Here is a 12,920-nt window from a genome sequence, read left to right as displayed (position 1 = left end):
TTTAAACCATGAACTTTATAACTAATAAAAAAATTGCCTTGCTATTTATATTTTTAATAGCAGGGCATTTTCTTTTTGCACAAATTGATAAAAATGCGACAACAGAAACGAAAGCTTTATATCAGAATTTAAAAATAATTTCAAAAAGACATATTCTTTTTGGTCATCAGCATGCATTAGAATATGGGCATGGATGGTCAAATGAACCCAATCGTTCAGATGTAAAATCTGTTACAGGTTCGCATCCAGCCGTTGTTGGAATTGATTTTAGTGGTTTATCTGGACATTCAAAAGATGAAATTGAAAAGACAAAAGAAATCCTCAAAAATAATGTTATCGCTACTTATGAAAGAGGAGGAATCACTACGGTTTCATGGCACTTTATAAATCCAGTTTCCGGAAATACTTTTTACAAAAAAGATTCAACTTCTGTAGCAGCAATGTCTTTACTTAAAGAAGGTGGTTCACATAACGAACAATACAAAGAAATTTTAAAAACAATTGCTGACTTTGCCCATTCAGCAAAAGCAAAAGATGGTAATTTGGTTCCTATGATTTTCAGGCCTTTTCATGAATTTGATGGTGATTGGTTTTGGTGGGGAAAACCATATACTTCTCGTGAAGATTTTATAGCTGTTTGGCAATTTACAGTTTCTTATTTAAGAGATACTCTGGGGGTTCATAATTTTATTTATGCCTTTTCGCCAGATAACAAATTTAATTCAGAATCAGAATACTTAGAGCGTTATCCGGGTGATAATTATGTAGATATGTTTGGAATGGATGATTATGGTGATTTTGGAAGAGATGGAAAATATAATTTAGAAGCTGCTATTGAGAAACTTAAAATAATTTCAGATCTCGGAATAAAAAAGAAAAAGTTAGCCGCTTTTACAGAAACTGGTTTAGAATCAATTCCAAATCCTACTTGGTGGACAGAAACGCTGTTAAAAACTTTACAAACAGAAAAGCTACAATTATCTTATGTATTAGTCTGGAGAAACGATATTACAAGTGCTACACATTTTTATGCTCCTTTCTCTGACCAAGTTAGTGCACCTGATTTTATTAAATTCTATAATGATCCGTATACTTTATTCGAAAACGATCTGAAGAATATTTATAAATCGAAATTCAAATTATAGTTTTTTTGATTTTGTAATGCGGTAGAAGATGTAAACAAAGCTTTAGGGATAAATAGATCTTGATTTTATCCCTTTTTTGATTTTACTTGTTAAAACATAAGTACGTAATTTTAGGTATTTTCTTATTTTTTACACTTTTGTTAAAATATTTTATTTACATCAAAAATTTATCTTTCTGCTTCTATTCATTTAGTTTTAATGAATAAATTCTGCCTTTTTTATACATTATATTATTGTGAAGTTAAAAAGGTAAAGTTTCTATTTTAATTTTTTTAAAAAATTCTGAATTTAATTTTAAGAAATATTCGTATTAGTGTAACATTTCTACCTTTGTTGCGTCTATTATAAAGAATTAAGAAATTAACATTCGATGTATTTCAAAATCATTAAATAAACGTTAACAATTAGTTAAAACAAAGTACCTTGTATAACAATATACTAAATTTAATATACATTTGCATAAGTTTAACAACAACCCATTATCAATCAAATAATTATCAATCAAATTAAAACAAAATCATTATGAAAAATTCAGTTATTTATTTAGGATTAGCTTTAGTAGCATTTTCAAATGTTTCAATGGCTTCAAATTTCAAAACATCTGTTAAAGATCAAGTTGAAGTATCAGTATATGGTGGAACTCCATTGACAGTTGCTGTTATTAAAGGAGATATTGAAGTAGTGAAAAAATTTATTGAATACGGAGCTGACGTAAATGAAAAATCAGATGACATGTCTCCTTTAATGATCGCTGCACGTTACAACAAAGTAGAAATCATTAAAGTATTATTAGCTGGCGGAGCTCGTGTATCTGATAAAAATGAACAAGGATATACAGCTTTAAAATATGCAGAATTATCAAATGCAACTGAAGCTATTGCTCTTTTGAAAGCAGCAAAATAACAGTTTAAAAAAAGTTTGAGTTTAGTAAACAAAACGGCCCTCTTTGAGCAGAAGGCCGTTTTTTTTGTTTTAAGCTTTGTTTTCAGTAAAACTAGGAAGTTATTTTATAAATCTATTTTTTGAATTTGATTATTCTGAATTCTTGAAAATAGAATTAAACCAACAATAGCTCCAATTGTTGCAAATAACATATCTGATTGCGTGTCCCAAACATAACCTTGTGTTCCTAAAAAAGCATCGCCACCATCTCCGGTTGCCAAGGAAACAAACCATTCTATAAATTCGTAAGTCGCACTAATAGCCAAACAAATACTCACAATAATAAAATTAAAGAAACTCTTATTGCTGATTACGTTTTTACGAATAAATAATTCTCGTATAATCATTGCCGGAACTAAACCTTGGGCAAAATGACCAACTTTATCATAATTATTTCTGCTTTGATGAAATACTTCTTTAAAATAATCAAAAAGCGGAACTTCGGCATAAGTATAATGACCGCCAATAAATAGAATTATACAATGCACTAATATCAAGGTATAAGTGAAATTTGTAAATCTAAATTTATTGAAAGTGAATGCTAAAATTAAAACGCCAATAATTGCTGGAATTATCTCAAGAAAACAAGTAAAAGCTTCTTTTGGATTTATAATAGAAGTTATTAAACTTATAAAAAACAACGTTAGTAAAAAGTAGATGTATTTCATTATTTTTTTAATAGATTAGGACTTGTGCAATATATTAAAGTAAAAGGTAACAGAATCAAAAAAGCACCATTTTTTAATGGTGCTTTTTCTCTCTAAGAAAACCAAATTAATTCAACCAAAAATTAATTTCTTTTTAAATTTTTATTCAATAGGAGCATTTTTCTTGCGATTGAAAACCCAAAATATAATTGGGAAAACCAATAGGGTTAATATGGTCGCAGTAATTAAACCTCCGATAATAACAATAGCTAATGGTTTTTGTGATTCAGAACCAATTCCGGTTGAAATAGCCGCAGGCATTAAACCTATCGACGCCATTAATGCTGTCATGACAACTGCTCTCGTTCTGGCTTTTACCCCAATGAAAATCGAATCTTCAAGACTTAACTTCGATTTTATATTATGATGAAATTCAGAAATTAAAATCACACCATTTTGAATACAGATTCCAAGTAAAGCAATAAAACCAACTCCAGCCGAGATCCCAAAATTCATTCCTGTAATATGTAAGGCAATAATTCCACCAATAATAGCAAAAGGAACGTTAGCTAAAACAAGTAATGAATCTTTTATGTTTCCGAAAAGAATAAACAGCAATACAAAAATCCCGATTAAACTGATAGGAACCACCTGAGCTAAACGAGCGCTGGCACGAACTTGATTTTCAAATTCACCTGTCCAGCCTACAGTATAACCATTTGGAAGTTTCATTTTAGCAACTTTAGCTTGTGCTTCAGCAATTGTACTTCCTAAATCTCGATCACGAACAGAGAATTTAACTCCAATAAAACGTTTCGTATTATCCCTGTAAATAAAAGCTGGTCCGGTAATCGTTTTTAATTCACATATTTCTTTCAAAGGAATTTTTATTCCGCTAATCGTTGGAACTTTAAGTTCACTAATATCATTTTCATCTTTACGATACTCTTTTGAAAAACGAACTCTGACATCAAATTTTTTCTCATCCTCATATTTCTCAGTAGCTGTTTTTCCTCCAAAAGCTAATTCTAAAACCGCTTGTGCATCACTTAAAGTAACTCCGTAAGCTGCCATTTTATCGCGATCAAGAATGACACTAATTTCCGGTTGACCAACGTTTCTAAGAATCCCAACATCTTTTATGCCAGGAATATCTTTAATTTGATTTAAAACTTCATTAGACAATTCATCAAGTTTATCAAGATCATCACCATATATTTTTACTGCATTCGATGCTTTGAAACCAGCTACAGACTCGGCAACGTTATCAATAACAGGTTGCGAATAATTATAGGTAATTCCCTGATGAACTTTTAATTTTTCATCCATTTCATTTATCAGATCATCCATTGTGATTTTTCTTGTCCAGTCTGATTTTGGTTTTAAATCAACCTGAAGCTGTATGAAACCAAAACCATTAGGGTCTGTTCCGTCATTACTTCTTCCGGTTTGTGATAAAACATTTTTTACCTCAGGAAAACTTTCCAAATCTTTTCGAATCATTGCTGCAGTTTTAACGCTTTCGGGTAACGAAGTACTCATTGGTAATTCTGCAGTTACCCACAAAGCACCTTCGTTTAATTGTGGTAAAAATTCTGTTCCTAAAAATGTAGCCGAGAAAAACACAGTTGCTAAAATTGCTATAGAAGCAATAAGCGTTTTTACTTTATGCTTAAAAGTCCATGCGAAACTTTTACTAACGATTCGATCCCAGAAATTAACAAATGGATTGTTTTTTTCTTTTACATTTTTATTTAAAAGGATGTGAGATAAAACAGGAACCAATGTCAACGTAAAAAGTAATGCTCCCATTAAGGCAAAACCTAAAGTATAGGCTAGGGGAGAGAACATTTTTCCTTCTACTTTCTGGAAAGAGAAAATTGGCAATAATGCTGTAATGATGATTAATTTAGAGAAGAAAATGGCTTTACCCATTTCAGCTCCGGTTTTTTTAATCAAGCTACCTTTTGCAATTTTGTTATAAGCCGTCATTCCTAATTGATGTGCGCGGTGATCTAAAACCACAAATAATCCTTCGACCATAACCACCGCACCATCAATAATGATTCCGAAATCGACTGCACCTAAACTCAGCAAGTTAGCACTCATCCCCATCATTTTTAGGCACAAAAAGGCAAACAATAACGACAACGGAATAACAATTGAAACCGTGAAGGTAGTCCTCCAATCGGCCATAAAAAGAAATACAACACAGGTAACCAGAATAATACCTTCAAATAAATTGTGCATTACCGTTTCTGTCGTGAAATTCATCAAATTATCACGATCGTAAAAAGTTTCTATTTTAATGTCTTTAGGAAGAACATTTTCATTTAGATCTTTTATTTTATCTTTAATCAAAGCCAATGTTTCCTGAGGATTTTCACCTTTACGCATAACCACAATACCTTCAACAGCATCATCATTTTTGCCTAAACCAGTTTGTCCAACTCTGGGCATTGAACTTTCGTAAACAGAAGCCAGGTTTTTTACCAAAATAGGATTCCCACTCGCATCATCAACTATAATATTTTCAATATCCGAAATAGACTTTAATAGTCCGACACCGCGCACGACAAAAGCTTGTCCATTCTTTTCGATAATATCACCACCTACATTTAAGTTTCCTGCATTTACTGCATTGTAAACCTGCAAAGGAGTAATGTTGTATTTTGCTAATTTAATAGGATCAACCCCAACTTCATAAGTTTTAGTCTGACCTCCAAAAACATTTAAATCTGCAACACCAGGAACAGAACGCAATTGCTTGTCAATAACCCAGTTTTGATAGGTTAATAATTCTCTACTGTCTCTGCTGTCGCTTTTTACAATGTATCTGAAAATTTCACCGGTTGGGCCATAAGGTGGCTGAACATCCGGTTCTACTTCATCTGGAAGTGAAACATTTTTCAGTAAATTATTTACTTGTAAACGCGCAAAAGTATCATCGACACCATCATCAAAAATAATTTTGATAACAGACAAACCAAACATTGTAATACTGCGAACACTGGTCTTTTTTTGAACAGAGTTCATAGAGATTTCTATAGGAGAAGTAACAAAACGTTCTACTTCTTCGGCGCTTTTTCCGTTCCATTGCGTAATGATAATAATCTGTGTATTCGTTACATCCGGAAAAGCGTCAATAGGCATATTTTTGAAGGAAATAAATCCGGCTACAGCCAATAATCCTACCCAAAAAAAGGTAAATGCTTTATTCTTAAGCGAAAAAGCAATAATATTTCGTATGAATTTGTTCATGTTTTATTCGTTTAAAGCGCGATAAATAAATAACTGATTGTTCGTTATCACTTTTTCATTTTCTTTTAAGCCACTAGAGATATAAGTAACATCACCAACTTGTCTGTATACTTCAACTTGTCTGGTTTCAATATTGTTACGATCTTTAAATACCATTACAAAGTTTTTACTTTTGTCAAAAACAATTGCTTTACTAGGTACGGCTATCATAGACTTACCTTCGCTGAAAGACAATTTTATATTCGCATTCATATCAGGTTTCAACAAATAATCTGTGTTTTTCAATTTAATACGAGCCTGCATCGCTTTAGTTTCAGGATCAATTACATTAAATATTTTATCAACTTTTCCTTTAAAAACTTTATCAGGATAACTAAGCGTTGTTACATCAGCATCAATACCTAATTTTACTTTATTAATATCAATTTCATTAATATTAGCCAATGCCCAAACTTCACTGATTTCGGCAATGTCAAAAATATTTTCAGAACGATCACTTCTTAAAAGCATATCCTGATTAATACTCTTTTGAATAATAAAACCACTAATTGGGGCTGTTACTTCATAAATAGAACCCGCTTTAATATTATAGATTTTATAAGTTTCCTGAATTTTACCTAATTGTGATTGAGCCTTATTTACTTCTGATTTAGCCTGAAGTACATCACTTTCAGAGTTCAATTTTCCATCAAATAATTCCTGAGCAACTTTTAATTGGTTTTTTGCAACCAATAAATCATTTTTAGCATCAATGGATTGTTTTTCAAAATCTGCAATATCGGTACTTTTTATTGTGGCTAAAACTTGTCCCTTTTTCACATAATCTCCAAGTTCTACATTTACTTTAACTACATTTCCTCCAACAAGCGGGTAAACATCAATCATCTTATTATTGTCAGCAGTAATTTTTCCGTAAAAACTTAATTCGTTTTTTACAGGTTGTGTTTCTGCTATAGCTGTAGAAGTCGTTTTGAGCATTGTATCGCTTAAAACAAAAGAGGTATTAGTCTCAGGATTATCTACTTCTTTTTTGCAGCTTGCGATTGATAAACTCACGAGAGCAATTCCTATAATTAGTTTATATTTCATCTTCATTAGGTTTTAAAATAAGTCTTTGTTGATTGTACTATTTAATTCTTCACCAGAAAGGACTACTTTCTTTTTTAATTCATTTACCTGAACAGCTGCCTGATTATAACTTTCCATAAAATCAGTAAATTCTAATAAACTCACGTTTCGTTTTTGAAAGTTGGTCAACATTCCGTTGTAAACAGCCTCAAAATCAGAATTAACAGTTGGTTTTATAACTACATAGTTTTTGCGGGATTCATTCCATTTATTCCATGAAGATGTAATTTCTGTTTGTAATTGAAGATCAAAATTTTGCTTTTCAATTTTTGATTGTTCTAAAATTGTCTTAGCATATTTGATATTTCCTTTATTAGAATTCCAAAGAGGTAGAGGAATTCCAAGTGTTAAGTTTGTCTGTTTATCAAAAGCCCCACCATGTTGATCGTAAGAAGCTCCAACGGTAATGTCCGGAATCGAGAGTGATTTTTGCCACTTTACGTTCAGTTCATTTGCTTCAATATCTTTTTGCTTGGCTAGATAATCAGGGCGATTGGCAATAGCATCACTTTCAAAACTTTTAAGATCAAACGGAATTTCTTTGGTGTATTTATCAAATTCTTCTTTAGAAACTTCCGGAATAACATTTTCAGGAGCATTCAATAACAGCTTTAAGTTCGCTTGTTCTTCAATATTGTCATTTACAACTTCCATACGTTCATTTTTGAAGTTTAGATATAATGATTGTAAACGCACAACATCTTTCAATGGAACATTTCCTTTTTGTGCCTGAATAGAATAGGAGTTGATTAAGTCTTCAATATGAGAAAGCTGTTCATCTGTAGTTTCAAGACTTTTTGTGTTATAATAAACCGTATAAAAACTTTTTCGCAACTGCAATTTTAATGTCCTCAATAAATCATTGAATTGAAGCTCCGCTAATTTTTCATTAGTTTGAGCCAGCTTTATTTCGTTGCGTTTTTTTCCGCCCAAATAAATTAATTGCTCAATCCCAAATGCTTTCTGACCTTGCTTTCCAATATCAAAATATTGATTTTTTTCAGGATTATAAGCATTTAGTTCAGCCGTAATCGATGGGTTATCCCAAATGCGAGCCTGCATAGTCAGTGCTTTTGAAGCATCTATATTATATTGAGATGCCAATAAAAAAAGATTGTTTTTAAGAAATTGGCTTTCACAGTCTTGGAGGGTAACTGTTTTTTGAGCCAATACTACCTGATTGAATAATACAAATAGTAATAATGCATATAGTTTTTTCATTGTACCTATTTTATTTTATACAAATATGCTATCAGTAGACTTTAAGACACCTTAAAATCTACCTTAAAAATACCTTAAAATAAATTATAAATGAAAAATTAATTGAAATAAATTCGTGTTAATATTTGGTACACTGTAAGTTATAGATGAATTGTGTAGATTAAGGATACGCTGAACAATACGTAAACCAAGTCCAAAACCAGATGTTCCCTTTGAATTTTCACCACGCATAAAAGGCTGGAAAAGATTTTTCTGTTCACTTTCGGTTAATGTATTTCCCGTATTCAAAATAGAAATAAGAAGAGTATTATTATCAGTACTAATTTTTACAATGGCTTGTTTATTATCAGAGTAGACACAAGCATTTTTTAGAACATTGCTCAAGGCAATTTCTAATAAGTTTTTATTTCCCTTAATTTCTAAAGCAGTATCTAAATTATCGCTTTCTTCCATTTCAAAAAGAATAACAAAGTCAGGAAAACTTTTATTTAAGTTCTCAATGGCCGAAAATAAAATTTCATCCATACGCTGAACTTCCGTATTTTCATGTTTTTTGTTATCTATTTTGGATAAAATCAATAATGAATTAATTAATTCAGTCAACTGGTTCACATCTGTTAAAATAGTATTCAAAAAGGTTTTGCCTTTTATAGATGTTGTAGGATCTGCAATAGTATTTTCTATTTGTGATGTGATTCTCGATAGAGGAGTTCTAAGCTCGTGTGAGGCATGTGCGGTAAATTCTTTTTGCTTCTGATAAGAAATCTCAATCCGGTCCATCATGAAATTAAATTCATTTGCAATTAAATCAATTTCATTATTATTGCTTTTTGATTCTACACGAGTATCAAGATTATTTTCGTTAATTTTTTTTATTTTTTGATGAAAAGAACTTAAAGGACTCATTAACTTTTTGACCGTTATTGAAGTTACTACCCAGCAAACGCAAGTAAAAAAGATATAAGATATAATTAAGGTATAGCGTAAAAAAAGTAATTTACGTTTACCATAATCATCAGTAGCAGATATTAGAGCATAAAAGTCCCTGTCTTTGGTATCATAAAAAACGCCATAAACCTCATAATCGCCCTGTTGCTTAAAAAAAGTTTTGTTCTTTTTCAGATATTTTAAATCATCAATCGACCAATTTATTTTTGCATCATCAATACTACTATATATAAGTCTGTAATGAGAATCGAATACTAAAGTTTTTTCGTCATACAATTTATTAATCGAGTTTTGATCTATAATTTTCAAAAGCTGATTATCAACTTGCTTAACATTTACTAAAAGCTTAATATTAGAAAGTGCTTTTATTTCTAACCGATCACGAAATTCTTCTTTTCTGAAATTTGAATATAAAATGAATATCAATGTAGAAGCCAATCCAAAAAGGATTGTAAACAATAAACTTACTAAAAGTGATATCCTGTTTTTTAATGTCATTCCTGATCGCTTAAATAATATCCGTAGCCAATTTTGGTCCGAATAAGTTTTGTTTCATGATCCTTATCTATTTTCTTTCTCAAAAAATTAATGTAAACTTCAATAGTATTCTGGTTAGTTTCAATATGGTAATCCCAAAGTTTTTCAGCAATAAATTGTTTTGATAATACTTTGCCTTTGGCATGGGCCAAAATCAAAATTAATTTAAACTCTTTGGGAGTAAGTTTGATTTCTTCGCCAGAACGATATACTTTCATTTCCTCTTCAAAAATTTCCAAATCATCAATTACTATTTTTTTCTCGACTTGCTGCGGAATATCTTTTCGTCTTAAAAGTGATGAAATTCGAGCAAACAATTCCTCAAAATGAAAAGGCTTAACCAAATAATCATCAGCACCATTGTCAAAAGAAGCTAATTTATCTTCAATTTCACTGAAAGCCGTAAGCATAATAATTGGTGTTTTTTTATCAACTTCCCGAATACCTTTGCAAACGTCAATTCCATTTATTCCAGGAACATTAATATCAAGAATTATTAAATCATATTCGTAAGGAAAATATTTTTTCAATAATAAAGAGCCATCATAATAAGGAATACACTCGAATTCTTTCGAAGTAAAGAATGCAGAGACTTCTTTAGATAAAGTAAAATCATCTTCGAGCAGTAAAATTTTCATATTATATTTTATTTGTCAAATCGGTTATTGACACTTCAATAACCGATTCAACGTTTTATATTTTTTCTTATTTAAAATAAGAGAAAGTTTCATTGTTTTCAATTTTTAATAATGATTCATAAATCAACTGAATCACATTTTCAACATCTTCTCTATGCACCATTTCTACAGTTGTATGCATATAGCGTAAAGGTAAAGAGATTAATGCAGACGCTACGCCACCATTGCTGTAAGCAAAAGCATCAGTATCTGTTCCCGTTGCGCGTGAAGTAGCATGACGCTGAAACGGAATTTGGTTTTCTTCTGCAGTATCAACAATTAAATCACGTAGTTTATTCTGAACCGCCGGCGCATAAGCAATAACAGGGCCTTTACCCATTTTAAGATCGCCCTCAACTTTTTTGTCAATCATAGGCGTAGTTGTGTCGTGACAAACGTCAGTTACGATTGCAACATTTGGTTTAATCGTTTGAGCAATCATTTCAGCACCACGCAAACCAATTTCTTCCTGAACAGAATTTACGATGTACAACCCAAAAGGAAGCGTTTTTTTATTTTCATGTAATAAACGAGCAACTTCAGCAATCATAAATCCACCCATTCTGTTATCGATAGCGCGGCAAACAAATTTATTTTCGTTCAGAATCATAAATTCGTCAGGATATGTAATTACACAACCAACATGAACACCCATTTCTAAAACTTGTTCTTTAGTTTCGCATCCTAAATCAATAAAGATATTGCTTAATTTTGGAATTTCTTCCTTATCACGCAAACGAGTATGAATTGCAGGCCATCCAAAAACACCTTTTACAATACCTTTTTTTGTATGGATATTAACCCTTTTCGATGGAGCAATCTGATGATCAGAACCACCATTTCTTATCACATACAATAAACCATCATCGGTAATATAGTTTACATACCATGAAATTTCATCGGCATGACCTTCTATAACTACTTTAAAAGGTGCGTCCGGATTAATAATTCCAACAGCAGTTCCATAAGTATCGGTAATAAAAGTATCTACATAAGGAGTTAAGTAATTCATCCAAAGTTTTTGCCCTTCACTTTCGTAGCCAGTAGGCGAGGCGTTATTAAGGTAGCTTTCTAAGAAAGCGATAGAAGTATCTTTTAAGATAGATTTCGTGCTCATAAAAATATTTTTGTGCTAATTTATAAATTTGGTATTAGAGTTGTATATAAATATATAATTTTACATTTAAATTATGACTCCATGAGATTTACCTACATTATTTTATTCTTTATATTGATTTCTTTTACAAGTCACGCTCAGGTTACCCCTAAAGAAAACCAACAAATGGGCTATATCCTTACCGAACAGGATTCGATCTTAAATGATACAATCGAATTACCCGAAATTATCATATCGAAAGAAAAACTTGACCCCGAAGCACAAAAGCAATTTCTGATTCTTCAAAATCGAGTTTATAAAGTGTATCCATACGCAAAATTAGCGTCAGATAGATTAACAGCTTTAAATCAAGGAATGGCACGATTGAAAACCAATCGTGAAAAAAAGAAGTATTTTAAAATTGTCGAAGACTACCTTAATAATGAATTTGAGGACAGATTAAAGAAACTCTCCCGCAAACAAGGTCAGATTCTTGTAAAACTAGTTCATCGTCAAACCGGAATTACAACATATGAATTAATTAGAACCCTAAAAAGTGGTTTAAAAGCCTTTGTATCTAATACAACCGCTAATTTATTCGACATAAGTCTAAAAACAGAATACAAACCGTATGAAGTGAATGAAGACTATTTGATAGAAACCATTCTCGTTCGCGCATTCGAATCAGGCAGATTATTAAATCAAAGACCAGCAAAGCCCGTAGATTATAATGATTTGATGAATCATTGGGAAGATAAAGCCAAAACGATAAACAAAAAATAACACTCCTTATATATAAGAGTACAATTTCATTCTCCAACCCGACAGGTTTAAAACTTGTCGGGTTTGTTTTTGTTACCTATATATAAGAGTAAAACTATATAGTATTCCTTTAGTAGAAGCTTTTTTGTAATTAGAATTAATGAGGAGCTATTTCCCGCTATCCGCTGCAATCTTTTGCTTTTGAAAAAAAAGCAAAAGGATTTCCACTGCTATCGGGGCTAGGGCAGAGGTTTTCCAAAAGAAGATCAGGTATAAAGGAGAAGAAAACATCCCAAAAACAAAAATTCGTGTCTTTGTGCCTTAGTGGCAAAACCGCCAAAAACCGGCAAAAGATAGTAAGAACACAGTAAAAGCAGAAACCGCCAAAAAAACTTTGTGTTATAAAAAACACACTTCCAGCGAGTTAAGAAAAACATTGAAATTATATAATAAAAAGTGTTGTAAATGTAAATAAAGGTGCTACTTTTGCACCCGCAACAGCGACAGACGTTCTTTTAAATACTGACAGGCAAATAAATCAAAATGAAAATAAATT

Annotated in this window: 10 protein-coding genes; 3 read left to right on the top strand and 7 right to left on the bottom strand. The window is 31.4% G+C overall.

Annotated features, from left to right (window positions below; all coding sequences use genetic code 11):
- Nucleotides 1-8: 8 nt before the first annotated feature.
- Complete coding sequence (locus GKZ86_RS24295) at nucleotides 9-1,145, top strand: glycoside hydrolase family 26 protein (RefSeq protein ID WP_154785615.1); 1,137 nt, start codon at nucleotides 9-11, stop codon at nucleotides 1,143-1,145.
- A gap of 522 nt (nucleotides 1,146-1,667) precedes the next feature.
- Nucleotides 1,668-2,048 (top strand): ankyrin repeat domain-containing protein, encoded by a 381-nt coding sequence (locus tag GKZ86_RS24290; RefSeq protein ID WP_154785614.1) that lies wholly within the window; start codon nucleotides 1,668-1,670, stop codon nucleotides 2,046-2,048.
- Nucleotides 2,049-2,152: 104 nt separating this feature from the next.
- On the opposite strand, the gene GKZ86_RS24285 is transcribed toward GKZ86_RS24290, so the two are convergent.
- The 7 genes from GKZ86_RS24285 to GKZ86_RS24255 form a co-directional block, all read right to left on the bottom strand.
- A complete protein-coding gene (locus GKZ86_RS24285; RefSeq protein ID WP_154785613.1) occupies nucleotides 2,153-2,755 on the bottom strand; it encodes a DUF2238 domain-containing protein in 603 nt (200 codons plus the stop codon).
- A 141-nt stretch (nucleotides 2,756-2,896) separates the two neighbouring features.
- Nucleotides 2,897-5,995 carry an efflux RND transporter permease subunit gene (locus GKZ86_RS24280; protein ID WP_154785612.1) on the bottom strand — a complete coding sequence of 1,033 codons (3,099 nt, stop codon included), beginning with the start codon at nucleotides 5,993-5,995 and terminating at the stop codon, nucleotides 2,897-2,899.
- 3 nt (nucleotides 5,996-5,998) lie between these two features.
- Nucleotides 5,999-7,084, bottom strand: a complete 1,086-nt coding sequence (locus tag GKZ86_RS24275; RefSeq protein ID WP_154785611.1) for an efflux RND transporter periplasmic adaptor subunit — start codon at nucleotides 7,082-7,084, stop codon at nucleotides 5,999-6,001.
- Nucleotides 7,085-7,096: 12 nt separating this feature from the next.
- Nucleotides 7,097-8,344, bottom strand: coding sequence for a TolC family protein (locus GKZ86_RS24270; protein WP_154785610.1), 1,248 nt, complete (start codon nucleotides 8,342-8,344; stop codon nucleotides 7,097-7,099).
- A gap of 84 nt (nucleotides 8,345-8,428) precedes the next feature.
- Nucleotides 8,429-9,790 carry a HAMP domain-containing sensor histidine kinase gene (locus GKZ86_RS24265; RefSeq protein WP_154785609.1) on the bottom strand — a complete coding sequence of 454 codons (1,362 nt, stop codon included), beginning with the start codon at nucleotides 9,788-9,790 and terminating at the stop codon, nucleotides 8,429-8,431.
- The gene (locus GKZ86_RS24260) at nucleotides 9,787-10,467 is read right to left on the bottom strand and encodes a response regulator transcription factor (RefSeq protein WP_154785608.1); all 681 of its coding nucleotides are present in this window, start codon (nucleotides 10,465-10,467) and stop codon (nucleotides 9,787-9,789) included. The genes GKZ86_RS24265 and GKZ86_RS24260 overlap by 4 nt, the downstream gene beginning before the upstream one ends.
- 67 nt (nucleotides 10,468-10,534) lie before the next feature.
- Nucleotides 10,535-11,623 carry a M42 family metallopeptidase gene (locus GKZ86_RS24255; RefSeq protein ID WP_154785607.1) on the bottom strand — a complete coding sequence of 363 codons (1,089 nt, stop codon included), beginning with the start codon at nucleotides 11,621-11,623 and terminating at the stop codon, nucleotides 10,535-10,537.
- Between the two features lie 81 nt (nucleotides 11,624-11,704).
- Here GKZ86_RS24255 and GKZ86_RS24250 point away from each other — a divergent pair, with 81 nt between their 5' ends.
- Nucleotides 11,705-12,385: a DUF4294 domain-containing protein gene (locus tag GKZ86_RS24250; protein ID WP_154785606.1), complete on the top strand. Its 681-nt coding sequence runs from the start codon at nucleotides 11,705-11,707 to the stop codon at nucleotides 12,383-12,385.
- Nucleotides 12,386-12,920: the final 535 nt, after the last annotated feature.

Origin of the sequence: Flavobacterium sp. LC2016-13 (assembly GCF_009707955.1) — a bacterium.
In the GTDB taxonomy this organism is placed as follows: domain Bacteria; phylum Bacteroidota; class Bacteroidia; order Flavobacteriales; family Flavobacteriaceae; genus Flavobacterium.
Note: the sequence above shows the minus strand (reverse complement) of the source record. Positions and strands in the feature narration are given on the sequence as shown.

Excerpts from the sequence above, each read along its gene's own strand:
- GKZ86_RS24255 (WP_154785607.1), bottom strand. The coding sequence starts at position 11,623 with ATGAGCACGAAATCTATCTTAAAAGATACTTCTATCGCTTTCTTAGAA.
- GKZ86_RS24295 (WP_154785615.1), top strand. The coding sequence starts at position 9 with ATGAACTTTATAACTAATAAAAAAATTGCCTTGCTATTTATATTTTTA.
- GKZ86_RS24250 (WP_154785606.1), top strand. The coding sequence starts at position 11,705 with ATGAGATTTACCTACATTATTTTATTCTTTATATTGATTTCTTTTACA.
- GKZ86_RS24270 (WP_154785610.1), bottom strand. The coding sequence starts at position 8,344 with ATGAAAAAACTATATGCATTATTACTATTTGTATTATTCAATCAGGTA.
- GKZ86_RS24260 (WP_154785608.1), bottom strand. The coding sequence starts at position 10,467 with ATGAAAATTTTACTGCTCGAAGATGATTTTACTTTATCTAAAGAAGTC.
- GKZ86_RS24290 (WP_154785614.1), top strand. The coding sequence starts at position 1,668 with ATGAAAAATTCAGTTATTTATTTAGGATTAGCTTTAGTAGCATTTTCA.
- GKZ86_RS24285 (WP_154785613.1), bottom strand. The coding sequence starts at position 2,755 with ATGAAATACATCTACTTTTTACTAACGTTGTTTTTTATAAGTTTAATA.
- GKZ86_RS24265 (WP_154785609.1), bottom strand. The coding sequence starts at position 9,790 with ATGACATTAAAAAACAGGATATCACTTTTAGTAAGTTTATTGTTTACA.
- GKZ86_RS24275 (WP_154785611.1), bottom strand. The coding sequence starts at position 7,084 with ATGAAATATAAACTAATTATAGGAATTGCTCTCGTGAGTTTATCAATC.
- GKZ86_RS24280 (WP_154785612.1), bottom strand. The coding sequence starts at position 5,995 with ATGAACAAATTCATACGAAATATTATTGCTTTTTCGCTTAAGAATAAA.